The following is a 22,782-nucleotide window of genomic DNA, read 5'->3' on the forward strand; positions in this document are numbered from 1 at the left end:
CCTCTCCTTTTTAAGGGCAGGTTTGAGCAACCCACTTCCTCATCTCGTGCAGTGGACCGGAGAAGGTCCCGGTCCTCGCGTCAGCGCTGGGTGGTCGTGTCCGTCGGCTCACCGACCGGGCGGGAGGTGGACACTTCACCGGGGGCCGCCTGGATCGTGCGCTGGGCCTGCTGCGCCTGCTCCTCCTCGGCCGGCTGGGCGGCGGTCGAGGACGCCTTGCCCTCGCCCTTCATCGCCTTGGCCTCGCTCTTGAGGATGCGCGCGGACTTGCCGAGCGAACGGGCCATGTCCGGAAGCTTCTTCGAACCGAACACGAGGACGATCACGAGAATCAACAGCACCAGGTGCCACGGCTCGAGTGCGTTGCGGAACATCAGTCTTCACCTTCTCACTGAGGCGGGGCGGCTGGGCCTGCCCGACGGGACGGACAGGTGTCTGGCCATCGTGCTGACAGCGATCGTATCGCCCGGGGATGAACGCGAGACCATCCCCACGTGTACTCGTGCCGTGCGGACCGTGCCTCGTTTCCCGGGCCGCGCGTAGAGCGTACCCAGCCGGACCAGCGTGGGTACAGGCCGCAGCGCTCCACCAGAAGTGACGTTCGGGACCTCACAGGAGTTCCCGGTCCTTCTCACAGGGAGTCGGCTGCGCGCGCCGCGCTCACCGTCGCCCGCTCCAGATCCTCGGCCGCCCTGCTGATGCGCCGCGCCGAGTCCGACACCTGCCGACCGAGGCGCTGCGCCTCCAGGAAAACCCGGACCGCCAGCACACCGAGGACGACAAGTCCCACGAACCCCGCAGCTACCGCGATCATCGGCCACACCATGCCCCTGAGCCTAGACGGTCCGCGGACCGTCTTTGCACCGGCCGCCCGGCGGTCTCAGACGGCGTGCAGCCGCAGGGTCCTGACCCCGCCGCCGGTGAGCAGCTCCACGATGCGCTCCCCGGCCGGCTTGCGGACGGTGGCGGCGCACTCGGGGCAGGTGAAGGAGTAGAAGGTGGTGCGGCTGGTGGCGCCGACGACCAGGCGCAGCGCGTCCGCGCCGAGTTCGAACCGGGCCCGGCAGTCGGGGCAGCAGGCGCGGAACAGCGCGGGTGTGACGTTGCGCATCCCGGCGAAGGCCGTCGCCACCGACATGCCCTGGCTCCCGGTTGCCGTCGGCTCGTTCACAGCGCCTGCTCCTGCCTGTCGTCGCCCTGGGCCGGCCCGGCCGAGCCGCCGCGCCCCGCCTGTGCCGTTCCCGCGCGCCCGGCGGCGCCCGGGGCGTCCGCCGCCCCGATGCCGTCGTACGCCGCCAGGGCCTCGCGCGCCGCCTCCCGGGCGCTGTCGGCCAGCGCGGCCGGCGCCACGATCCGGCCGTCCGGGCCCAGCCGCAGCGCCAGCCGGCGCAGCGAGGCGGGGTCGGGGGTGCGCAGGGTGATGCGCAGTCCCCCGTCGGGCAGCTCCTCGGCGCTGTCGTGCGGGTAGTACTCGGCGACCCAGCGCCCGCCGGGACCGACCTCCGCGACGACCTCGGGGTCCTCCGCCGCGGGCTGCACCAGCGCCTCGGACAGGTCCCGCAGCTCTATCTCCGGGGGCGCCGACGGCTCGTCGAGGATCTTGATCTCGGCGACGCGGTCCAGCCGGAAGGTGCGGCGCGCCTCGGAGCGGCGGCACCACGCCTCCACATACGTGTGCCCGACGCTGACCAGGCGGATGGGGTCGATCTCGCGCTCGGTGACCTCGTCGCGCGCGGGCGAGTAGTAGCGGATCCACAGGCGGCGGCGCTCGGAGATGGCCCGGTCGACGTCGGCGAAGACGCCGCCCTCGGACTCGAAGGTGACCGAGAGGCGCGAGCTGGCGCCCGCCGCCTCGCCCGCCGCCGTCTCCACCTTGGCGGTCGCCCGCAGCAGGGCCTGCCGGTCGCTCTCGCGCAGGCCCGGCAGGGTCGCCACCGCGCGGGCCGCCACCAGCAGGGCGGTCGCCTCGTCGGCGGCCAGCCGCAGCGGCTCGGCGGCGTCGGCGCCGAGCGCGGCGGGGTTGTGCCACCAGATGCGCTCGCCGTCGGTGTCGATGTCGAGCAGGTCGCCGCCGCGGAAGCTGGTGCCGCACATGGGCAGCACGTCGAGGTCGGAGACCAGCTCGTCCTCGCTGATGCCGAAGGCGCGCGCGACGTCCTCGATCCGGGCGCCGGGCCGCTCCCTCAGATACGTCACCAGGGACAGCATCCGCCGGGTCTGGTCGATGGCGTTCGCGGGCCTGACCGGTTTGCCTTCCACAGTGTTGCTCGCTCCCCCTCAGCCCTTGGCCACGGCGCGCAGCCGGTCCACCACGTCGGCGCGCAGCTCGGCCGGTTCCAGCACCAGCACGTCCGGTCCGAACTCCACCAGCCAGGCATCCAGTCCGTGCCCGTACGGGATCTCCAACTCGTCCCAGCCGTCGCCGAGTTCCCGGACGACGGTGGCCTTCGCCCGAAGGGGGTACCCCGCGCCCGAGCGCAGCCGGATCCGCGCCGAGCGGTCGGCGATCTCCCCGGCCCAGCTCGCGACGGTCTCGCGGACGGTGACGACGTCCGGTACGGGCGCGGTGAAGCGGGCGCCGCGCGAGCGCACCTTGCCGGTGATCCGGGAGAGCCGGAACACCCGCTCGGCGCCGCGGTCGCGGTCGAACCCGGCCAGGTACCAGTGGCCGCGCCAGCACTCCAGGGCCCACGGCTCGACATGGCGGGGCTCGGGGCGGGCGGCGCTGGCCTTGCGGTAGTCGAAGAGCACCGGGCGGCGGTCGCGGCAGGCCAGCATCAGCGGTTCGAAGGCCGCCTCGTGCACGGGGATGCGCGGTTCCAGCGCGCTGTGCGCCTCGTACGGGTCGACGTCCTCGGGCAGTCCGGCCGCGCGCAGCTTCTGCAGGGCGCCGCTGGCGGCACCGGCCAGCCGGGCCTGCTGCCAGACCTTGGCGGCCAGGCCGAGGGCGGCGGCCTCCTCGGCGTCCAGGGTGATGGGCGGCAGCCGGTTGCTGTCCCGGCGCGCCAGATAGCCGATCTCGCCGTCCAGGCTCTCCACGGTCTCGATGACCAGGCCCAGCTCGCGCAGGTCGTCCTTGTCCCGCTCGAACATGCGGTTGAAGGAGTCGTCGGACCCGGAGGCGGACCGCTCGGGCCCGAACGCCTCGACATACGCCTCGATGGACTCGCGCAGCTCACGTTTGCTGAGCGGGCGGCGGGTCCCCAGCAGGCACAGCGCCAGATTCATCAGCCGCTCGGCCTTGGCAATCGCCATCGACGCCCGTCACCTTCCTCATGGTGCCTACTGCCGATGACCGTACCGCTCCGGGGCGCGGTGACCAAAGCCGAGGGCCCATGCCCGGCGGGCATGGGCCCCAGGCGGCCGGACCGGGATGATCAGACGCCGAGCAGGTCCACGACGAAGATCAGGGTCTCGCCGGGCTTGATGGCCGGGGTCGGGCTCTGGTCGCCGTAGGCGAGGTGGGCCGGGATGGTCAGCTGGCGACGGCCGCCGACCCTCATGCCCTGCACGCCCTGGTCCCAGCCCTTGATGACCCGGCCGCCGCCGAGCGGGAAGCGGAAGGGAGTGCCGCGGTTCCAGCTGGCGTCGAACTCCTCGCCGGTGCTGAAGGCGACGCCCACGTAGTGGACGGTGACGGTCTGACCCGCCTGCGCGACCTCGCCGTCGCCCTCCCAGATGTCCTTGATCTCCAGGTCCGCCGGGGGCTCGCCGCCCGGGAAGTCGATCTCGGGCTTGTCGATGCTCACGTCTCTAGCTCCTGCTTGTCTCTCGGAAAGGCAACGGCGACAGTCTTACATCCCCGACGGCTCACATCGCGGCCAGGATGTCCACGGAGAACACCAGTGTCGAGTCCTTCTTGATGCCGCTGTCCGGCGGCGGGTTGTCGCCGTAGCCCAGGGACGGCGGGATGACGATCAGGACGCGGCTGCCGACCTTCTTGCCGGTCAGGCCCTGCGCCCACCCCTTGACGACCTGCTGGAGCGAGAACGACGTGAGCTGGTTCCTCTTGTACGTCGAGTCGAACTCCTTGCCGCCGTCCCACAGCACGCCCTTGTACTGCACGAGCACGGTGCTGTCCGCCTTGACGACCGGGCCGTCGCCCTCGATGACGTTCTCCGCGACCAGCTTCTTGGGCGCCGCCGTCTTCGGCAGGTCGATGGAGGGCGCGGCGCCGTCGGTGTTCGTCCCGACCTTCGGCAGGTTCGCGTCGTTCTGCGGGACGTCCTTGCCCTTGGCGGAGCTCTTGGAGTTGAAGGCGTCCTGCACATCGACCACGAAGACCAGCGTGTCGGTGCCCTTGATGCCCGCCTGGGCGTTGCCCTGCGCGCCGTACCCCCAGGTCGGCGGGACCGAGAACTCGACCCTGCTGCCGACCTTCTTGCCGGCCAGCGCATAGCGCCAGCCGTCGATGATCGTGCCCTGGGCGAGCTGGATGAGCAGGGGCGTCTTGCGGTCGTAGGAGTTGTCGAAGACCTTCGCGGTGTCCCAGACCTGGCCCAGGTAGTGCGCCTGCACGTAGTCGTTCTCCGCGAGGGTGCGGCCGCCGCCGGCGATCACCGTCTTGACCGCGAGGTCCTTGGACGGGGCGCCGCCGCCCTTGGCGACGGCCGGCTTCTCGCCGAACTTGGTGCCCGCCGTGATCGCCGGGAGCGGGCCGGAGACGATCTTCGGGGGTGGCGCGACCGACGAGGTCGCCGGCGCGCTGGGCGACGGCGACTGCGAGGCGCTGTCACCGTCGCTGCCCGAGCCGGACTTGTCGTTGCCGCAGGCGGCCAGGGTGACCAGTCCCGCGGGGGCGAAGAGGAGCAGAGAGCGTCGGCGCACGGTGGGCCTCGTAATCGGTCGATCTTGTGGTTGGCGTGCGCGCAACTCTACGGGTCGAGAAGGGCGCCGCACGTGAAACGTACGGCGCCCGTGTGGCGTTCCGGTGATTCGTGCGGAACGCGTGCCTCACCCCGCGGGACCCGGCCGGTCCCGCGGGCTCACATTCCGGCGATCAGCTTCTCGACCCGGTCGTCGACCGAACGGAACGGGTCCTTGCACAACACCGTGCGCTGCGCCTGGTCGTTGAGCTTCAGATGCACCCAGTCGACCGTGAAGTCCCGGCGCTGCTCCTGCGCCCGCCGGATGAAGTCGCCGCGCAGCCGCGCCCGAGTGGTCTGCGGCGGCACGGACTTGCCCTCGAAGATCTTCAGGTCGTTGCAGATCCGGGTGGCGCGGCCCTTCTTCTCCAGCAGGTAGTACAGCCCCCGGCGGCGGTGGATGTCGTGGTACGCGAGGTCTATCTGAGCGACCCTCGGATTCGACATGGTCATGTTGTGCTTGGCCCGGTAGCGCTCGATCAGCTGGTACTTCATCACCCAGTCGATCTCGGTGCCGATCCGGTCGAGGTCCTCCGCCTCGATCGCGTCGAGCGTGCGGCCCCACAGCTCCAGCACCCGCTCCACCACACCGGTGCGGATGCCGCGCCGCTCGCAGAAGTCCACGGCCTTCTCGTAGTACTCCCGCTGCACCTCCAGGGCGGAGGCCTCGCGGCCGCTGGCCAGGCGCACCTTGCGGCGGCCCGTGATGTCGTGGCTGACCTCGCGGATCGCCCGGATCGGGTTCTCCAGGGTGAGGTCGCGCATCACGGTGCCCGCCTCGATCATCCGCAGCACCAGGTCGGTGGCGCCGACCTTGAGCAGCATGGTCGTCTCGGACATGTTGGAGTCGCCCACGATCACATGCAGCCGGCGGTAGCGCTCGGCGTCCGCGTGCGGTTCGTCGCGGGTGTTGATGATGGGCCGGGAGCGGGTCGTCGCCGAGGAGACGCCCTCCCAGATGTGCTCGGCCCGCTGGCTCACGCAGTACACCGCCCCGCGCGGGGTCTGGAGCACCTTTCCGGCGCCGCACAGCAGCTGCCGGGTGACCAGGAACGGGATGAGGATGTCCGCGAGCCTGGAGAACTCCCCGTGCCGCGCCACCAGATAGTTCTCGTGGCAGCCGTAGGAGTTGCCCGCCGAGTCCGTGTTGTTCTTGAAGAGGTAGACGTCGCCCGCGATTCCCTCCTCGTGCAGGCGTCGTTCCGCGTCTACCAGGAGTCCTTCGAGAATGCGCTCTCCGGCCTTGTCGTGGGTGACCAGTTCGATCACATTGTCACATTCGGGTGTGGCGTATTCCGGATGTGACCCCACGTCGAGATAGAGCCGGGCGCCGTTTCGCAGAAAGACATTGCTGCTGCGGCCCCATGACACGACACGGCGGAAGAGGTACCGCGCCACCTCGTCAGGCGACAGGCGGCGCTGTCCCCTGAACGTGCACGTGACGCCGTACTCGTTCTCCAGCCCGAAAATGCGGCGGTCCATGACTGAACATTACGCCCGATCCCCCGAGCTGAAACGGGGTTCGGCAGCACGATTTGGATCATTTTCCGATGAAGCGGCAACGACCGCCTCTCCACCGGGAGGTGCGAGGACCGGTCCGGTGGCCAGCAGCACCAGCAGCGACACGGCACCCGCCACGGCCGGCAGGGCGAATCCCCCCAGCGCACCGCCCGACTGGACCACCGGTCCCGCGACCCCGGTCCCCACCGACGTGCCCACGGTGAACGTGGTCACCAGCCAGGAGAACGCCTCCGTCACCGTCCCCCGCGGCGCGTGCCGGTCCACGATGATGAACGCGCAGGCGATGCACGGCGCCAGGAACACCCCGGAGACCACCGTCAGCAGCACCATGGCCACCGCGCCCGGCATCAGCGTCAGCGGCACGTAACACACCGCCAGAAGCGCCACCAGCACCCGCAGTCGCCGCTCGGGCGCGCCCGGCCACTCCCGCGCCCCGTAGACCGCACCGCCGGCCAGCGCGCCCAGGCCCAGCGCCGCCATCAGCCAGCCGTACACCGCGTCACCGCCGTGCGCGTCCGCGTACGGCACCGCCGCCACCGTGATGGAGCCCAGCGCGATCCCGACGAACAGGAACGCGCCCAGCAGCACCAGCAGACCGGGCGAGCGCAGCGCGCCCAGCCAGTGCGCCTCGCGCGGCGCCGAACGCCACGCCCGCGAGGGCGGCGAGAGGACCACCGACAGCGCGCCGAGGACCCCCACGGCGTTCAGCAGCACCAGGGCGGCCTGCGCGGACCACAGCGACACGCACAGCGTCACCAGCAGCGGCCCGACGGTGAACATGACCTCCTGCGCCACCGCGTCCATGGCGTACGCCGTGTGCAGCTGCTCCTCGCGGCGCAGCACGGCGGGCCACAGGGCGCGCAGGCCGCCCTCCAGGGGCGGGGTGAAGAGCCCGGCCGCGGCCACGGCGGCCCAGGCCAGGGCGGGCGGCTCGGTGCCGGCGCAGGCGAAGACGGTCATGGCCGCGCCCGCGGCGAGCGCGGCGGGCAGCTGGACGCGCGGCTGCCCGTACAGGTCGACCAGGCGGCCGAGGACGGGCTGGCCCACGGCGTTGGCGACGCCGTACACCGCCGCCAGCGCCCCCGCCAGGCTGTACGAGCCCCCCTCCGCGCGCACGAACAGCACGATCGCGATGGCCGCGGTGGCGTTCGGCAGCCGCCCCACGAGCGTGCCGGCCAGCAGCCGGGCGGCGTGCCGCGCCCCGAGGATCTCCAGGTACCCCGCGAATCCCGCGGCCATCGCGTGTCCTCCAAGACGTAGACGTCGGAAGTGTTACGTATAACTTCCGTCGCCATACGTACCATGTGCGCTGTTCACCCGTCCAGACGACCGCGACCGGCCGCACGCGCGCACGCGCACCCGGGACACCCGGGCGGCCCGAGGCAGAGGAGCAGCAGCACGGTGGCACGAGGAAGCACCCGGCCCACCAGCCGCGACGTGGCCCAGGCCGCCGGAGTCTCCCAGGCCGCCGTCTCCCTGGTCCTGGGCGACAAGTGGCGCGGCCGGGTCTCGGAGCCGACCGCCGAGCGGGTGCGCGAGGCCGCCCGCGATCTCGGCTACCGGCCCAACCTCGCCGCCCGCAACCTGCGCCTGGGCCACACCCGGACCGTGCTCCTGGTCGTCCCGGCGCTCACCACCGAGTTCTTCGCCGGTGTCTACACCGGCGCCGCCCGGGTCGCCGCCGAGCACGGCTTCGGCGTGGTCCTCTATCCCTCCCCCGAGGGCATCGGCCCCGCCAGGAACCCCTTCGCCTCCGCCCAGGCCGCCCTGGACGGGGTGATCGCCTCCTCCATGGCCGCCGACGCGCTCACCGCCATCCGCGGCGACCAGCTGCCGCTGGTCATGCTGGACAGCGACCCGGAGGGCAGTCTCGGCGCCGCGACGGTGAACCTGGACATCGCCGACGGCGTCCGCCAGGTCGCCGCGCACCTGCTCGGCCTCGGCCACCGGCGCTTCCTGCACCTCGCGGCCGACGTGCCGTCCTGGACCTTCGAGGCGCGGGCCCGGGAACTGGCCGCGCGCCTGGCCGCGGTGCCCGGCACCTCGCTGCGCACCGCCCGCGCCCCGATCTCCATCGAGGACGCCCACGCCGCCACCGAGGCCGCGCTCGGCGCCCCGGGGCCGCGCCCTACCGCCCTGGTCTGCGACGACGACAAGCTGGCCGCGGGCGCCTACAAGGCGCTGCGCCGGCTCGGGCTGCGCGTGCCCGACGACATCTCCGTCACCGGCCTGGACGATCTGGCCCTGGCCACCGCCATCGACCCCGAGCTGACCACCGTCCGGCTGGACGCGGAGACCTTCGGCGCCCGCGGCATGCACGCCCTGCTGGCCGTCCTGGAGGGCCGTACGCCCGACGGCGGGGACATCCCCGTCGAACTGGTCGTCCGCGGCTCCACGGCCCCGCCCGGCGCCTCCTGAGACGCCGGTGCCCCGGCCGCGGCGTCTCAGGGACACCGGCCGGGGCGACCGGAACGGCGGGAACTACTTCTCGCTCGTGCCGGAGCCGTCGGAACCGCCGGAACCCTCGGCGCCGTCGGCGCCATCGGTGTCCTCCGGCTCGTCGCTGTCCTTGGAGATGTCCGGGCTGCCGCCCTCCAGCAGCCGGGCCAGCTGGCGGCCCACGATGCGCTTGAACTTGCGCTGCTGCGGACGCGTGCGGTCCAGCACCGCCACCTCAAGGCGCTCGGCGGGGATCTCCCGCTCGCTGCCGTTGGTGTCGCGGGACAGCGCCTGCACCGCCAGCTTCAGCGCCTCGGCCAGCGTCATCCCGTCCCGGTGGCGCTGGTCCAGGTAGCCGCTGATCTGCTCGGCGTTGCCGCCGACCGCGACCGAGCCGTGCTCGTCGACGATCGACCCGTCGTGCGGCAGCCGGTAGATCTGGTCGCCCTCCGGGGTCTCCCCCACCTCGGCGACCACCAGCTCCACCTCGTACGGCTTCTCGGCCGCGCTGGAGAAGATCGTGCCGAGCGTCTGGGCGTAGACGTTGGCCAGGCCCCGGGCCGTCACATCGTCCCGGTCGTAGGTGTAACCCCGCAGGTCGGCGTAGCGGACACCGCCGATGCGCAGGTTCTCGTACTCGTTGTACTTGCCGGCGGCGGCGAAGCCGATCCGGTCGTAGATCTCGCTGAACTTGTGCAGCGCGCGGGACGGATTCTCGCCGACGAACACGATGCCGTCGGCGTACTGGAGCACGACCAGGCTGCGGCCGCGAGCGATGCCCTTGCGGGCGTACTCCGCCCGGTCGGCCATGGCCTGCTGGGGTGAGACATAGAACGGCGTCGACACCGGTTATCCGTCCCTTTCTGTAGAGGTCACTCGATCACCCTGGCAAGATCCGGCCGCGGCTACAGCAGCGCGGCGCGCGGTCCGTCCGGCTGCTCCAGACGCCGCTGGAGCACCGAGCGGGCGATCTCGGAGGACTCGTCGTCGGTGAGCCGGCGGAAGCCGTCATCGGTGATCACGGTGACGATCGGATAGATCCGGCGGGCGACGTCGGGACCGCCGGTCGCCGAGTCGTCGTCTGCCGCGTCGTACAGGGCCTGCACCACCAGTGTGGTCGCCTCGGCCTCGGTCAGGTCGGTGCGGAAGAGCTTCTTCATGGCACCGCGCGCGAAGACCGAGCCGGAGCCCGTGGCCGCGTAGCCGTGCTCCTCGCTGCGGCCGCCGGTCACGTCGTAGGAGAAGATGCGGCCCTTGCCGCGGTCCACGTCGTACCCCGCGAAGAGCGGCACTACGGCCAGGCCCTGCATGGCCATGCCCAGATTGGACCGGATCATGGTGGACAGGCGGTTGGCCTTGCCCTCCAGCGAGAGCTGCGCGCCCTCGACCTTCTCGAAGTGCTCCAGCTCCAGCTGGAACAGCTTGACCATCTCCACGGCCAGGCCGGCCGTACCGGCGATGCCGACGGCGGAGTACTCGTCCGCCGGGAACACCTTCTCGATGTCCCGCTGCGCGATCACATTGCCCATCGTGGCCCGGCGGTCACCGGCCAGCACGACGCCTCCGGGGAAGCTCACGGCCACGATCGTCGTGCCGTGCGGCGCCTCCAGCACACCCTGCGCGGGCGGCAGCTGCCGCTTGCCGGGCAGCAGCTCGGGCTGGTGCTCGGAGAGGAAGTCCATGAAGGACGAGGACCCGGGCGTCAGGAAGGCAGCTGGTAGACGCCCGGTGCTACGAGTGTTGGCTTCCACGCGATTCCTTCCACGTAAGACTGCGGCCCCGCCGGGGACGGCCGAGCCGATCATCAAATCTGTGCACGGACCCTACCCGTGCCGACGCCGGTCATCCGTCCCGGCACCGGCCCGCTCACGGGGGCCGGTGCCGGGACTCGTGCCGGGTGTGCTACTGGCCGCCCTTCTGGACGAACGAGCGCACGAAGTCCTCCGCATTGGACTCGAGCACGTCGTCGATCTCGTCCAGGACGTCGTCGACGTCCTCCGAGAGCTTCTCCTGGCGTTCCTTGAGGTCGTCGGTGGCCTGCGCGTCCTGTGCCTGCTCCTCGACCTCCTCGGTCGAGCGCGTGGCCTTCTGCTGCCCGCCGCCGGTGTCCTTGGTTGCCATAACCCTCACCCCGCTCAGTTCGCCCGACATGGTCGGCATTACCGCCGTTCGGTGATGATCAGACCCTACAAGCCGGGTCCGACATCGGCCCCGCAGTTTCCACAACGCGCGGGGGCCATCTCGATGATTCCCGGAGCCGGGCATTTCCACCCCGTCCCTCCGGCCGGCACTGCCCGGACCGGGTACCCGCTCAGCCGCCGGACAGGACCCTGACCAGGTCTTCCGCCGTCCGGCACCGGTCCAGCAGCTCCTTGACGTGATTACGCGTTCCGCGAAGCGGTTCCAGGGTTGGGACGCGCTGGAGGGAGTCGCGTCCGGGGAGATCGAAGATGACCGAGTCCCAGGAGGCCGCGGCCACGTCGTCGGCGTACTGCTCCAGGCAGCGGCCGCGGAAGTAGGCCCGGGTGTCCTCCGGCGGCTTCCTGCGGGCCCGGTCGACCTCGGACTCGTCCAGCAGGCGCTGCATGCGTCCGCGGGCCACCAGCCGGTTGTAGAGGCCCTTCTCGGGGCGTACGTCGGCGTACTGGAGGTCCACCAGATGCAGCCGGGCGGCGTCCCAGTCGAGGCCGTCACGGCGCCGGTAGCCGTCCATCAGCGCCCGCTTGGCGACCCAGTCCAGCTCGCCGGCCAGGCTCATCGGGTCGTTCTCCAGCCGGTTGAGGGTGTCCTCCCAGCGGGCCAGGACGTCCTTGGTCTGCTCGTCGGCGTCCGCGCCGAAGCGCTCCTCGACGTACTTGCGCGACAGCTCGAAGTACTCCATCTGGAGCTGCACAGCGGTGAGTGTCCGGCCGCTGCGCAGCGTGATCAGCCGCTTGAGGGACGGGTCGTGCGAGACCTGGTGCAGGGTGCGCACGGGCTGGTCCACGGCCAGGTCGACGGCGATGAAGCCGTCCTCGATCATGGAAAGGACCAGGGCGGTCGTGCCGAGCTTGAGATAGGTGGAGATCTCGGAGAGGTTGGCGTCGCCGATGATCACGTGCAGCCGGCGGTACTTCTCCGCGTCGGCGTGCGGTTCGTCGCGGGTGTTGATGATCGGACGCTTGAGCGTCGTCTCCAGTCCGACCTCGACCTCGAAGTAGTCGGCGCGCTGGCTGAGCTGGAAGCCGTGCTCGTGGCCGTCCTGGCCGATGCCGACGCGGCCGGCGCCGGTGACGACCTGGCGGGAGACGAAGAAGGGCGTGAGGTGGCGCACGATGTCGGAGAAGGCGGTCTCGCGCCGCATCAGGTAGTTCTCGTGCGTGCCGTAGGAGGCGCCCTTGTTGTCGGTGTTGTTCTTGTAGAGGTGGATCGGCTGGGCCCCGGGCAGCTGGGCGGCCCGCTCGGCGGCCTCGGCCATGATCCGCTCGCCCGCCTTGTCCCACAGCACGGCGTCGCGCGGGTTGGTGACCTCCGGGGCGCTGTACTCGGGGTGGGCGTGGTCGACGTAGAGCCGGGCGCCGTTGGTGAGGATCACATTGGCCAGGCCGATGTCCTCGTCCGTGAGCTGGGTGGAGTCGGCGGCCTCGCGGGCGAGGTCGAAGCCGCGGGCGTCCCGCAGCGGGTTCTCCTCCTCGAAGTCCCAGCGGGCCCGGCGGGCCCGGTGCATCGCCGCCGCGTAGGCGTTGACGATCTGGGACGAGGTGAGCATGGCATTGGCGTTCGGGTGACCGGGGACGGAGATCCCGTACTCCGTCTCGATGCCCATCACTCGCCGTACGGTCATGCGGCCCTCCTTGCCCGGCGGCGCCCCCGGTCGGGGGCGGCGCTCAAGTACCGCGGGTGCTCGGGTGCCTGTGCGGTGCCCGTCCCCGCACTGCGCGACCCGGCGGTACGAAAGAGCCTAGAACGCCTTTGCGCCGACGGGGAGATCATTTGCGTCATTGCCTGCTGTACCTGCTCTGCCCGCTCCCTGCGATGGCCCCGGAAAACAGTCGACTGCGGGTACCCGGCGTGGGCACCCGCAGCCGCCCTGTTTTTACAGGTACTGCCCGGTGTTCGCCACCGTGTCGATGGAGCGGCCGGTGTCCGCGCCCTGCTTTCCGGTGATGAGGGTGCGGATGTAGACGATCCGCTCGCCCTTCTTTCCGGAGATCCGGGCCCAGTCGTCCGGGTTGGTGGTGTTCGGCAGGTCCTCGTTCTCCTTGAACTCGTCCACACATGCCTGGAGCAGGTGGGAGACGCGAAGACCCTTCTGTTCCTTCTCCAGGAAGTCCTTGATCGCCATTTTCTTGGCGCGGCCCACGATGTTCTCGATCATGGCGCCGGAATTGAAGTCCTTGAAGTAAAGGACTTCCTTGTCGCCATTGGCGTAGGTGACCTCCAGGAAGCGGTTCTCCTCGGATTCCGCGTACATCTGCTCGACCGCGGTCTGGATCATGGCCCCGACCGTGGCCTGCTTGTCGCCGCCGTGCTCGGTGAGGTCGTCCCCGTGCAGCGGCAGGCGCTCGGTGAGGTACTTCGCGAAGATGTCCTTGGCCGCCTCGGCGTCCGGACGCTCGATCTTGATCTTCACATCGAGCCGGCCGGGCCGCAGGATGGCGGGGTCGATCATGTCCTCGCGGTTGGAGGCGCCGATCACCACCACGTTCTGCAGGCCCTCCACGCCGTCGATCTCGGCGAGCAGCTGCGGGACGATGGTGTTCTCCACGTCCGAGCTGACACCGGAGCCGCGGGTGCGGAAGAGGGACTCCATCTCGTCGAAGAAGACGATGACGGGGGTGCCCTCGCTGGCCTTCTCCCGGGCGCGCTGGAAGACCAGGCGGATCTGCCGCTCGGTCTCGCCGACGTACTTGTTCAGCAGCTCGGGGCCCTTGATGTTGAGGAAGAAGCTCTTGCCGGCGGCCTGGCCGGTGACCTCGGCGACCTTCTTGGCCAGCGAGTTGGCGACGGCCTTGGCGATGAGCGTCTTGCCGCATCCGGGCGGCCCGTAGAGCAGGACGCCCTTGGGCGGGCGCAGTTCGTGCTCCTTGAACAGGTCCGGGTAGAGGTACGGCAGCTCGACCGCGTCCCGGATCATCTCGATCTGGTTGCCGAGGCCGCCGATCTGCTCGTAGCCGATGTCGGGCACCTCTTCGAGGACGAGCTCCTCGACCTCGCTCTTGGGCACGACCTCGTAGACGTAGCCCGACCTGGGTTCGAGCAGGAGGGCGTCGCCTGCGCGGATGGTCACGTCGAGCAGCGGCTCGGCGAGGCGCACCACGCGCTCCTCGTCGGTGTGCCCGATGACCAGGGCGCGCTCGCCGTCCTCCAGGATCTCCTTGAGGGTGACGATGTCGCCGACGCGCTCGTACTGCATGGCCTCGACCACGTTGAGCGCTTCGTTGAGCATCACTTCCTGGCCGCGCCGCAGCTCGTCGAGCTCGACGCCGGGGCTGACGTTCACCCGCAGTTTGCGGCCGCCGGTGAAGATGTCGGCGGTGCCGTCCTCGTTGGACTGAAGGAAGACGCCGAAGCCGGCCGGCGGCTGCGCGAGCCGGTCGACCTCCTCCTTGAGGGCCACGATCTGGTCGCGGGCCTCGCGGAGGGTGTTCGCCAGCCGTTCGTTCTGCGCGGAGACGCCGGCCAGGTTGGTCTGCAGCTCGACGATCCGCTCCTCGAGAATCCTCGTGTGCCGCGGAGAGTCGGCGAGCTTGCGTCGCAGGACGGCGATCTCCTGCTCAAGGTAGGCGATCTGCCCGGCCGGGTCGTCGGACCCTCGTCCCGGGCGGATGCCGCGGTTCATGTCGTCGTCGTGGGCTGCCACGGTCCTCACCTCCTCCAAGGGGAGCTGGACGCTTCCAGACCCTACCTGGGTGGGTGTCGATTGAAACCCCTAGATCACAAAGACTGTCGGGGTGTGTCCGATCTTCACCCTTGCGCTCTCCCTCACGCCAGGGGAATACCCACCGAACATGATTGGAAAGCGGACGGAGGTAGGGTCGAGACGTTCAACACCCGTCGGAGCTGGCCTGATTCCCGTCCGGTCCGACGTGAAACGGCAGGAGACATGAGCGTGCAGCAGCAGACCGCGGACGGCGGCGAGGAGCTGGAGGTCTGGATCGACCAGGACCTGTGCACCGGCGACGGCATCTGCGCGCAGTACGCGCCGGAGGTGTTCGAGCTGGACATCGACGGGCTGGCCTATGTGAAGGGCCCCGGGGACGAGCTGCTCCAGGCGCAGGGCGCGGCAACGCCCGTGCCGCTGCCGCTTCTCACGGACGTGGTGGACTCGGCGCGGGAGTGTCCGGGCGAGTGCATCCATGTGCGGCGGGTTCTGGACAGGGTCGAGGTGTACGGCCCGGACGCTGAGTGACCGTCCGGACGCCCGCCGTCGCGGTTGTCTGATTCCTCACACCCCGGCAGGTCCCGCGGGCCCCGTGCGGCGCACGGGCCCGGACCGCTCGTCCGCTCAGACGCTGCGCGACTGCTGCGGTCCGGAGCGGACGAACGCGCCGTTGTGCCACCGCCACTTCGCGCCGTCCTTCAGGTCGGGGCAGCAATTGGGCACGTCGGGCGAGGAGTAGCCGAGCAGGGTGGCGGTCACCTCGCCCGCGCGGACGGCGAAGTCGGTGACGGTGAACCGGTCCTTGGGGTCGACGAGGGTGGCCACCACGCGCGTGGCGCCGGTCTCCCGGGCGCGGGTCAGGACGTAGACGGCGTCGGGCGGGGTGCCCATGGAGCCGTCGCAGTGCACCACGGCCACGGTCTCGGGGCGGCCGTCGTGGTCGAGGTCCCCGGTGGCCTGCTCGGCGACCACCGGCTTGAGCGGACCGCACTGGATGGGGAAGGCCACCCCGGTGGTGGCGGGGGGCTCGGCGGTGACGGGGGCGCTCTCGGTCCGGGTGCCGGCGCCGGTGTGCTGGGCGGCGGTGGCGGAGCCGGGGCGCAGGGCCGGGGCGAGGGCGATCACCCCGGCGACGGCCGCTGCGGTGGCGACCCAGTGGACGGGGCGGGTGCGGGTGTGCGCGTGTGCCAGTTCCGGGACGGCGGAGTGCTGCACTAGGAGTGTCTCCCGTGAGGGCTGTGCCGGTGGGATGGCCAGCATCGTGCCACACGTCACAGTGCGAAGGAACGGCGGGGTGGGTACTCCTGCGGGCCGCGACCGGCCGCGGACCTCGGCCTTCGTGCTGCGGCCCAACGAACGGGCGCCGTGGCGCAGTTCCCCGACCCGGCGGGGAACTGCGCCACGGCGCCGACGTGTTGCCGGTGGTGCGCGGCCGGGTCAGCGGCCGGCGCCGCCGTCGGCGTTGGGGCCCTCGTAGTCGTCGCCGTAGGCGCCCTTGGCGGGCCGGCGGCGGCGCATGGGGGGCTCGACGCCGTCCGCGAGGCGGCGGGCGGTGAGCAGGAAGCCGGTGTGCCCGATCATGCGGTGGTCGGGGCGGACGGCCAGGCCCTCGATGTGCCAGTTGCGGATCATCGTCTCCCAGGCGGTCGGCTCGTTGAAGCAGCCGATCTCCCGGATGGACTCCACGGTCCGGGCGAGCTGGGTGGTGGTGGCGACGTAGCAGCACAGGATGCCGCCGGGGACCAGCGCCTTGGAGACGGCCTCCAGGCACTCCCAGGGGGCGAGCATGTCGAGGATGACGCGGTCGACGTCCGTGTCGGACAGGTTGTCCTGGAGGTCGCCGACGGTGAGCTGCCAGGCGGGGTGCGGGCCGCCGAAGTAGCGCTCGACGTTGCCCTGGGCGATCTCGGCGAAGTCGGCGCGCCGCTCGTAGCTGTGCAGCATGCCCTGGTCGCCGATGGCCCGCAGCAGGAAGCTGCTGAGCGAGCCGGAGCCCACGCCCGCCTCCACGACGCGGGCGCCGGGGAAGATGTCGGCGAAGGCGAGGATCTGCCCCGCGTCCTTGGGGTAGACCACGGCTGCGCCGCGGGGCATGGACAGGACGTAGTCGGGGAGCAGGGGACGCAGCGCGAGGTAGGCGACGTTGCCGGTGGTGCGGACAACGCTGCCCTCGGGTGCGCCGATCAGTTCGTCGTGCGGGAAGGAACCCTTGTGGGTGTGGAAGTTCTTCCCGGCCTCGAGCGTGAACGTGTAGTGGCGGCCCTTGGGGTCGGTCAGCTGTACCTGGTCCCCGACCTTGAAGGGCCCGCGGCGGCGGGCGGCACCGGTCGGTTCGGACATGTGACCAGCCTACCGGCCCCCGGGAGGCCCGCCGACCACCGCTTCGGGAGAGCGGGACTCAGCTGGGGCGGGCCATGGCCTTCACGAAGGCGCGTTCGACGTCGGCGGCGGACAGCACCCCGTAGATCTCGCCGGTCTCCTCCACCACCAGGTACTCGGTGGCGGGGGTGGCGCGCAGCACGTCCAGCAGTTCCTCGCCGGCCAGCTCGGCGGAGACGCGCATGCCGTCGGTGAGGTCCTGGGCGAGCGAGCTGGCGGCGACCCAGGGGCGGCGGTGCTCGGGTACGCCCGCGATGGCGGTCTCGCGGACCAGGGAGAGCGGTTCGCCGTGGCCGTCGACGACCACCAGGGCGCGGGCACCGGCCGCGTTGGCGCGGCGCAGCGCCTCGGCCAGGGAGGTGCTGGTCTCGACCGGGACGGCGCGGCGGGTCAGGGCGCGGGCGCGCAGCTCGGGCAGGTGTTCGCGCAGCCGGGCCATGCGCAGGCTGTTCCCGGCGCCGGTCCAGATGATCGCGGCGACGATCGCGGCGAGCAGGGCGTCGGTCACGGTGCCCAGGCCGACGCTGTCCTCGGCGGCGGTGCCGAGCGCGCCGGACTGGCTGAGCAGCGGCAGGCCGATGAGGACGGAGACGGCCAGGGCGCGGCCGACCCAGGCGGCGGCGACGGTGCCGCTCATGGGGCGGCCGGTGATCTTCCAGACGACGGCGCGGAGCATCCGCCCGCCGTCCAGGGGCAGGCCGGGCAGCAGGTTGAAGGCGGCGACGATCAGGTTGGAGATCATCAGGGAGGCCAGCAGGACTCCCGGGACCGTGCCGCGCTCCACGGGCTGGAGGGCGAGGTAGAAGACGCCGGACAGGACCAGGGAGAGCAGGGGTCCGACGAAGGCGAGCACGAACTCGCGGCCGGGTGTCTCGGCCTCCTTCTCGATCTCGGAAACCCCGCCGAGGAACTGGAGCTGGATGCGGCGCACCGGGAGCTTGAAGCGCAGGGCGGCCACCGTGTGCGCCAGTTCGTGGACCAGTACGGAGCCGTAGAAGGCGACCGCGAAGAAGAGGGAGACCAGATAGCGGGCGGCGCCGAGCTGGGGCAGGACGCGGTCGAGCTGGCCGCCGAACACCCAGGTGATCAGCGCGGCGATCAGGAACCAGCTGGGCGCGACGTAGACGGGCACGCCGAAGGGGCGCCCCATGAGCAGTCCGCCGCCGGGTTCGCGGGGGCGCCGCGGCGGGGGCGGCGGTGTCCGGCCGGGGCCGGAGTGGGCGAGAGCACGGTCGGGGTGGGGGTCGTGGCCGGCCGGCGGCCGGGGCGCCTGGCCGGGACGGGTGCCGTGGCCGGCCGGGGGTTCCGTGTGGTCGGAGGGGTGATCGCCGGGGTGCTCGTCGCGGCCGCCGGGGTCCTGGCCGCGGGCGGTCCGGGGGCGGTCGCCCGCCGGGGCTGCGGCGTCCGGGTCCGTGCCGGTGCCGGGGGTGCCGCCGTGGTCCGGGGCGGGCGGGGGGCCGTCGGCCGGGTGCGCGGGGTCGCCGTGGCCGGAGGCGGGCCGCTCCGCGGGGGAACCGGGACGGGCGGGGCTGTCGTGGGGCGCCGGACCGGCGGGTCCCGTGGGGGACTCGGCCGGCTCGTCGTTGCCGGAACGCGGCTGCCCGCTCCCGCCGCTCACGTCCACGGTGTCCCCTCGTTCGAAGCGCTGCTCCCCGCTCTGCCGGCCGGGAGGTCTCGGGTCGATGGTATGCGGCCGGGGCGAACGGTTCCGCCCGGCACCCCAGTGTCGTACCCGCCGTAACGCACTTCACCGGCCTGCGCCGGGGGTCACTGTCAGTGGCGGGCCGTAGGGTCTGTGGCATGGAGACGAGCACGCAGGCCGCAGCGGCGGACGCCACGGACGACGCGGGAGGCACCGGGCCGGCCGGGGAGCGCGGGGCGGCGGGCCCCGGCGCGGTCACGGGCGCGGACGTGGTCACGGACGCGGGCGCGGCCGTGGGGATCGACGCGGTCGCCGGGACGGACGCGGCCGTGGTGGCCGGGGGGCCGACCGTGCGGACCCCCGCGCCGCCCTCGTCGTTGTCGCCCTCCCGGGCCGGTGACTTCATGCAGTGCCCGTTGCTGTACCGCTTCCGGGTGATCGACCGGCTGCCGGAGAAGCCGAGCGAGGCCGCCACCCGGGGCACGCTGGTGCACGCGGTGCTGGAGCGGCTCTTCGACGCCCCGGCCGCCGAGCGGACCGCGCCCCGGGCCAAGGCGCTGGTGCCGGGGCAGTGGGACCGGCTGCGGCAGGCCCGTCCCGAGCTGGTGGAGCTGTTCGCCGACGACACGGACGGCGAGCGGGCGGCCCGCTGGCTGGCCGAGGCGGAGCGGCTGGTGGAGCGCTGGTTCACGCTGGAGGACCCGACGCGTCTGGAGCCGGCCGAGCGGGAGCTGTTCGTCGAGGCGGAGCTGGACTCCGGGCTCAGGCTGCGCGGCATCATCGACCGGGTGGACGTGGCGCCCACCGGTGAGGTGCGCATCGTCGACTACAAGACGGGCAAGGCCCCGCGGCCGGAGTACGCCGAGGGCGCGCTGTTCCAGATGAAGTTCTACGCCCTGGTGGTGTGGCGGCTGAAGCGGGTGGTGCCGCGGCGGCTGCAGCTGGTGTATCTGGGCAGCGGTGACGTGCTGACGTACGACCCGGTCATGGCGGATCTGGAGCGGGTGGAGCGCAAGCTGCTGGCGCTGTGGGAGGCGATCCGGCTGGCCACCGAGACCGGTGAGTGGCGGCCGCGCCCCACGAAGCTGTGCGGCTGGTGCGACCACCGCGAGCACTGCCCCGAGTTCGGCGGCACTCCCCCGCCGTACCCGCTGCCCGTGGGCGGGACCGAGCCGCAGGTACCCGCGCAGGTACAGGGCACAATGGGGCTCTAGGGTCCAGCGAAGGAGACTTACGTGGCCATCCGCGTCCTACTGGTCGACGACCAGCCACTGCTGCGCACCGGGTTCCGGATGATCCTGGAGGCGGAGCAGGACATCGCGGTCGTGGGCGAGGCCGGGGACGGCCTCCAGGCCCTGGACCAGGTGCGTGCGCTACAGCCCGATGTGGTGCTGATGGACATCCGTATGCCGCGGATGGACGGGGTGGAGGCCACCCGGCAGATCACCGGCCCCGAGCGGGACGGCCCGGCGAAGGTGCTGGTGCTGACCACCTTCGACCTCGACGAGTACGTGGTGGAGGCGCTGCGCGCGGGGGCGAGCGGTTTCCTGCTGAAGGACGCGCCGGCCAATGAGCTGGTGCAGGCGATCCGGGTGGTGGCGGCCGGCGAGGCGATGCTGGCGCCGAGCATCACGCGCCGCCTGCTGGACAAGTACGCCACGCATCTGCCCTCCGGGGACGAACCGGTGCCGGACACCCTGCACACCCTCACCGACCGTGAGGTGGAGGTGCTGAAGCTGGTGGCACGCGGGCTGTCGAACGCGGAGATCGCCGCCGACCTGTTCGTGAGCGAGACGACGGTCAAGACCCACGTCGGGCATGTGCTGACCAAGCTGGGGCTGCGCGACCGGGTGCAGGCCGCGGTGTACGCCTACGAGAGCGGTCTGGTGCGGCCCGGCGCGCAGTGACCCGCGCCGCCCCCGGGTACGGGACGTCCCGGACGAGAGCGGTCCGGCGTACGAGGAACGAGAGAGGCGCCCCCTCCCGGCAGGCCGGGCAGGGGCGCCTCTGTCGTGCGCGGAGCCGTGTGGGTCAGCCGCTCACACCGCGGCCGAGCTCCCACAGCCGCAGGGTGGCCGAGGAGTCGATGACGTAGGCGGCGCCGGTGATGTCGTCACGGGTGGCGACGTACTGCTTGCCCTGCCACAGCGGCAGCAGCGGCACGTCCTTGGCCACGAGGTCCTGGATGGCGGTCAGGCTGGTGGACGCGGCGAGCCGGTCGGCCTGGCGGCGGGACTCGGGGAGCAGGTTCTTGCGGATCTCGTTGCTGACGTACGGCGTGTTGAGAGTGTTGTCGGCGTCCAGGAACGGCGCGATGAAGCTGTCGGCGTCCGGGAAGTCGGGGAACCAGCCCATGCCGTAGACGTCGTACTGGCCCTTCTGCGACGTCGGGTGGAAGACCTTCCAGGGGGTGCCCTGGATGTCGACGTCGAACAGGCCGCTGGAGTTGAGCTGCTGCTGGAGCACCTCGAACTCCTTCTTGGTGGCCGGGCCGTAGTGGTCGGTCGTGTAGTGCATCGTGAACTTGACCGGGGTGGTGATGTGGGCCTTCTCCAGCAGCGACTTGGCCTTGCCGACGTTGGGGTCGCCGTACTTGTTGAAGAACGAGTTGGAGTGGCCGGTGATGGTCGCCGGGACCATCGAGTACAGCGCGTCGGCCTGGGTCCCGTAGACCTTGGCGACCAGGTCGCTGCGGTTGATCAGCTGGGCCATCGCCTGCCGTACGGCCTTGTCCTTCACGCTGGCGGCATCGGTGTTGAAGGCGAGGAAGCGCACTTCGAGACCGGGCATCTCGACGAGGTCGATCTTGCTGTCGCCGGAGGCGTTGGAGAGCTTGCGGATCTGGTCCGGCGACATCGCACGGGTCATCAGGTCGATGTCGCCCTTGTCCAGGGCGGCGCCCATGGCGTCGGCGTCCGTGAAGCTGCGCAGCTCGACCTTGTCGTTGTTGACCTTCAACGTCCCCTGGTAGTGGGGGTTCTTGGTGAAGACGGCGTCGACGAGCTCGTTGTTCTTGACGTCGGCCTTCATGGTGTACGGACCGGAGCCGTCCACGCTGAAGCCGTCGCGCAGCTTGCCCTTGTCGTAGTCCTTGGGGTTGAGGATGCCCGCGACGGGGGTCGACAGCTTGAAGGGGAAGGTGGCGTCGGCCGTGTTGAGGTGGAAGATCACCTCGCGGTCGCCGCGGGTCTCCACGGTGTCGACGGTGGAGAGCAGGGCGAAGACGCCGTTCTCCGACTTGATGGCGCGGGCGCGGTCGACGGAGAACTTCACGTCGGCCGCGGTGACCGGGGTGCCGTCGGCGAACTTCAGGCCCTCGCGCAGCGTGCAGGCGTAGCGCTCGTTGCCGCTGTCGGTGAAGCCGCACTTCTCGGCGGCCTCGGGGACCGGCTGGCCGTCGCCCTTGGGCTGGATCATCAGAGTCTGCAGCGTCTGGTGCAGCAGGTTCCAGGTGCCGATGTCATAGGCGTACGCCGGGTCCAGCGGCGCGGGGGCGTCCTTGGTGGCGGTGAACCGGTCCGTGGTGCCGATGACGATGGCGTCGCCGCTCTTGCCGCCGCTGTCGGAACCACCGCATGCGGCGAGCACCGGCGCGAGCAGTCCGACCACGGCCGGCAGCACCAAAGTCTTGCGGTTCATGCTCGAGTTTCTCCAGGGGCTGTCATGTCCGTGTACCCGGCATGCAGAGGGGGTGGTGCGGCCGATCACGGGGTGAGGACGATGGTCTCGCGACGAGACTAGTCCGCGCCCCGGACGCGGCCCGCCGCCCCCGGATCCGCTCCGCCATCACACAGCGGAACCGGCTGTCGACGGTGTGAAAACGCGCCACCGGAAGGATTCGTGCAGCCTTTCACCAATCGGGACACAAGGGCGGTCGGTTGAGGCCCGGCACGGGGGGCCCTGCACACCGGCGGACCACCGTCCACCCTGAGTCACGTGACGAACGTCACATTGCCAACTCGGCGGACCGGTGCCGGAATTCAGCCATCCGGCGGGATTCCCCTTCATTCGCACACCCGTCACCAGGATTATCCCGTACGCCAGTACGGACCGGGACGATTCCGCCGCGGCGC

At 71.3% G+C, this 22,782-nt stretch carries 22 protein-coding genes; 4 read left to right on the forward strand and 18 right to left on the reverse strand.

The window, feature by feature from the left end:
- Window positions 1-80 precede the first annotated feature (80 nt).
- The 9 genes from tatA to R4Z62_RS05935 all read right to left on the reverse strand — a co-directional run bounded on the left by tatA (window position 81) and on the right by R4Z62_RS05935 (window position 7,625).
- Window positions 81-374 (reverse strand): Sec-independent protein translocase subunit TatA, encoded by a 294-nt coding sequence (tatA, locus tag R4Z62_RS05895; protein WP_018570336.1) that lies wholly within the window; start codon window positions 372-374, stop codon window positions 81-83.
- Between the two features lie 257 nt (window positions 375-631).
- On the reverse strand, window positions 632-826 hold the full coding sequence (locus R4Z62_RS05900; RefSeq protein WP_018570337.1) for a hypothetical protein: 195 nt from the start codon (window positions 824-826) through the stop codon (window positions 632-634).
- Window positions 827-880: 54 nt separating this feature from the next.
- On the reverse strand, window positions 881-1,171 hold the full coding sequence (locus R4Z62_RS05905; protein WP_018570338.1) for a hypothetical protein: 291 nt from the start codon (window positions 1,169-1,171) through the stop codon (window positions 881-883).
- Window positions 1,168-2,259, reverse strand: a complete 1,092-nt coding sequence (locus R4Z62_RS05910) for a helix-turn-helix transcriptional regulator (protein ID WP_491519275.1) — start codon at window positions 2,257-2,259, stop codon at window positions 1,168-1,170. Before R4Z62_RS05910 ends, R4Z62_RS05905 begins: the two co-directional genes overlap by 4 nt.
- Before the next feature lie 18 nt (window positions 2,260-2,277).
- On the reverse strand, window positions 2,278-3,255 hold the full coding sequence (locus R4Z62_RS05915) for a helix-turn-helix transcriptional regulator (protein ID WP_018570340.1): 978 nt from the start codon (window positions 3,253-3,255) through the stop codon (window positions 2,278-2,280).
- Between the two features lie 122 nt (window positions 3,256-3,377).
- Window positions 3,378-3,749: an FKBP-type peptidyl-prolyl cis-trans isomerase gene (locus R4Z62_RS05920; RefSeq protein ID WP_491519276.1), complete on the reverse strand. Its 372-nt coding sequence runs from the start codon at window positions 3,747-3,749 to the stop codon at window positions 3,378-3,380.
- A gap of 61 nt (window positions 3,750-3,810) precedes the next feature.
- Entirely contained in the window at window positions 3,811-4,827 is a 1,017-nt protein-coding gene (locus R4Z62_RS05925) for an FKBP-type peptidyl-prolyl cis-trans isomerase (RefSeq protein ID WP_491519277.1), read from the reverse strand.
- A gap of 158 nt (window positions 4,828-4,985) precedes the next feature.
- Window positions 4,986-6,347: a Pup--protein ligase gene (pafA, locus tag R4Z62_RS05930; protein ID WP_026252952.1), complete on the reverse strand. Its 1,362-nt coding sequence runs from the start codon at window positions 6,345-6,347 to the stop codon at window positions 4,986-4,988.
- Between the two features lie 9 nt (window positions 6,348-6,356).
- Complete coding sequence (locus R4Z62_RS05935) at window positions 6,357-7,625, reverse strand: MFS transporter (protein ID WP_491519278.1); 1,269 nt, start codon at window positions 7,623-7,625, stop codon at window positions 6,357-6,359.
- A gap of 162 nt (window positions 7,626-7,787) precedes the next feature.
- Here R4Z62_RS05935 and R4Z62_RS05940 point away from each other — a divergent pair, with 162 nt between their 5' ends.
- Entirely contained in the window at window positions 7,788-8,804 is a 1,017-nt protein-coding gene (locus R4Z62_RS05940) for a LacI family DNA-binding transcriptional regulator (RefSeq protein WP_385501073.1), read from the forward strand.
- 63 nt (window positions 8,805-8,867) lie between these two features.
- On the opposite strand, the gene prcA is transcribed toward R4Z62_RS05940, so the two are convergent.
- From prcA to arc, 5 genes are all read right to left on the reverse strand, one after another.
- A complete protein-coding gene (gene prcA, locus R4Z62_RS05945; RefSeq protein WP_491519279.1) occupies window positions 8,868-9,671 on the reverse strand; it encodes a proteasome subunit alpha in 804 nt (267 codons plus the stop codon).
- A gap of 59 nt (window positions 9,672-9,730) precedes the next feature.
- Window positions 9,731-10,576, reverse strand: a complete 846-nt coding sequence (gene prcB, locus R4Z62_RS05950) for a proteasome subunit beta (protein WP_064531873.1) — start codon at window positions 10,574-10,576, stop codon at window positions 9,731-9,733.
- Between the two features lie 151 nt (window positions 10,577-10,727).
- Entirely contained in the window at window positions 10,728-10,946 is a 219-nt protein-coding gene (locus R4Z62_RS05955; protein ID WP_064531875.1) for a ubiquitin-like protein Pup, read from the reverse strand.
- A gap of 190 nt (window positions 10,947-11,136) precedes the next feature.
- Window positions 11,137-12,648 (reverse strand): depupylase/deamidase Dop, encoded by a 1,512-nt coding sequence (dop, locus tag R4Z62_RS05960; protein ID WP_355478549.1) that lies wholly within the window; start codon window positions 12,646-12,648, stop codon window positions 11,137-11,139.
- A 252-nt stretch (window positions 12,649-12,900) separates the two neighbouring features.
- Complete coding sequence (arc, locus tag R4Z62_RS05965; RefSeq protein ID WP_064531880.1) at window positions 12,901-14,667, reverse strand: proteasome ATPase; 1,767 nt, start codon at window positions 14,665-14,667, stop codon at window positions 12,901-12,903.
- A gap of 243 nt (window positions 14,668-14,910) precedes the next feature.
- Between arc and R4Z62_RS05970 the strand changes: the two genes are divergently transcribed.
- Window positions 14,911-15,216, forward strand: coding sequence for a ferredoxin (locus tag R4Z62_RS05970; RefSeq protein WP_398338786.1), 306 nt, complete (start codon window positions 14,911-14,913; stop codon window positions 15,214-15,216).
- Between the two features lie 96 nt (window positions 15,217-15,312).
- Here the strand turns inward: R4Z62_RS05970 and R4Z62_RS05975 are convergent, their stop codons facing one another.
- From R4Z62_RS05975 to R4Z62_RS05985, 3 genes are all read right to left on the reverse strand, one after another.
- The gene (locus tag R4Z62_RS05975; RefSeq protein WP_491519280.1) at window positions 15,313-15,903 is read right to left on the reverse strand and encodes a hypothetical protein; all 591 of its coding nucleotides are present in this window, start codon (window positions 15,901-15,903) and stop codon (window positions 15,313-15,315) included.
- A 222-nt stretch (window positions 15,904-16,125) separates the two neighbouring features.
- Window positions 16,126-17,028 (reverse strand): tRNA (adenine-N1)-methyltransferase, encoded by a 903-nt coding sequence (locus tag R4Z62_RS05980; RefSeq protein WP_018570353.1) that lies wholly within the window; start codon window positions 17,026-17,028, stop codon window positions 16,126-16,128.
- 58 nt (window positions 17,029-17,086) lie between these two features.
- The gene (locus R4Z62_RS05985) at window positions 17,087-18,691 is read right to left on the reverse strand and encodes a site-2 protease family protein (RefSeq protein WP_491519281.1); all 1,605 of its coding nucleotides are present in this window, start codon (window positions 18,689-18,691) and stop codon (window positions 17,087-17,089) included.
- A 176-nt stretch (window positions 18,692-18,867) separates the two neighbouring features.
- Between R4Z62_RS05985 and R4Z62_RS05990 the strand changes: the two genes are divergently transcribed.
- Both R4Z62_RS05990 and R4Z62_RS05995 read left to right on the forward strand, forming a co-directional pair.
- On the forward strand, window positions 18,868-19,923 hold the full coding sequence (locus R4Z62_RS05990; RefSeq protein ID WP_355478540.1) for a RecB family exonuclease: 1,056 nt from the start codon (window positions 18,868-18,870) through the stop codon (window positions 19,921-19,923).
- 21 nt (window positions 19,924-19,944) lie between these two features.
- Window positions 19,945-20,616: a response regulator gene (locus R4Z62_RS05995; RefSeq protein ID WP_018570356.1), complete on the forward strand. Its 672-nt coding sequence runs from the start codon at window positions 19,945-19,947 to the stop codon at window positions 20,614-20,616.
- A gap of 124 nt (window positions 20,617-20,740) precedes the next feature.
- On the opposite strand, the gene R4Z62_RS06000 is transcribed toward R4Z62_RS05995, so the two are convergent.
- Window positions 20,741-22,348, reverse strand: coding sequence for an ABC transporter substrate-binding protein (locus R4Z62_RS06000; protein WP_064531885.1), 1,608 nt, complete (start codon window positions 22,346-22,348; stop codon window positions 20,741-20,743).
- Window positions 22,349-22,782: the final 434 nt, after the last annotated feature.

It is taken from the genome of Streptomyces sp. PL-25 (genome assembly GCF_058344915.1).

Excerpts from the sequence above, each read along its gene's own strand:
- dop (WP_355478549.1), bottom strand. The coding sequence starts at position 12,648 with ATGACCGTACGGCGAGTGATGGGCATCGAGACGGAGTACGGGATCTCC.
- R4Z62_RS06000 (WP_064531885.1), bottom strand. The coding sequence starts at position 22,348 with ATGAACCGCAAGACTTTGGTGCTGCCGGCCGTGGTCGGACTGCTCGCG.
- R4Z62_RS05935 (WP_491519278.1), bottom strand. The coding sequence starts at position 7,625 with ATGGCCGCGGGATTCGCGGGGTACCTGGAGATCCTCGGGGCGCGGCAC.
- R4Z62_RS05955 (WP_064531875.1), bottom strand. The coding sequence starts at position 10,946 with ATGGCAACCAAGGACACCGGCGGCGGGCAGCAGAAGGCCACGCGCTCG.
- R4Z62_RS05980 (WP_018570353.1), bottom strand. The coding sequence starts at position 17,028 with ATGTCCGAACCGACCGGTGCCGCCCGCCGCCGCGGGCCCTTCAAGGTC.
- R4Z62_RS05915 (WP_018570340.1), bottom strand. The coding sequence starts at position 3,255 with ATGGCGATTGCCAAGGCCGAGCGGCTGATGAATCTGGCGCTGTGCCTG.
- R4Z62_RS05970 (WP_398338786.1), top strand. The coding sequence starts at position 14,911 with ATGAGCGTGCAGCAGCAGACCGCGGACGGCGGCGAGGAGCTGGAGGTC.
- tatA (WP_018570336.1), bottom strand. The coding sequence starts at position 374 with ATGTTCCGCAACGCACTCGAGCCGTGGCACCTGGTGCTGTTGATTCTC.
- pafA (WP_026252952.1), bottom strand. The coding sequence starts at position 6,347 with ATGGACCGCCGCATTTTCGGGCTGGAGAACGAGTACGGCGTCACGTGC.
- R4Z62_RS05900 (WP_018570337.1), bottom strand. The coding sequence starts at position 826 with ATGGTGTGGCCGATGATCGCGGTAGCTGCGGGGTTCGTGGGACTTGTC.
- R4Z62_RS05990 (WP_355478540.1), top strand. The coding sequence starts at position 18,868 with ATGGAGACGAGCACGCAGGCCGCAGCGGCGGACGCCACGGACGACGCG.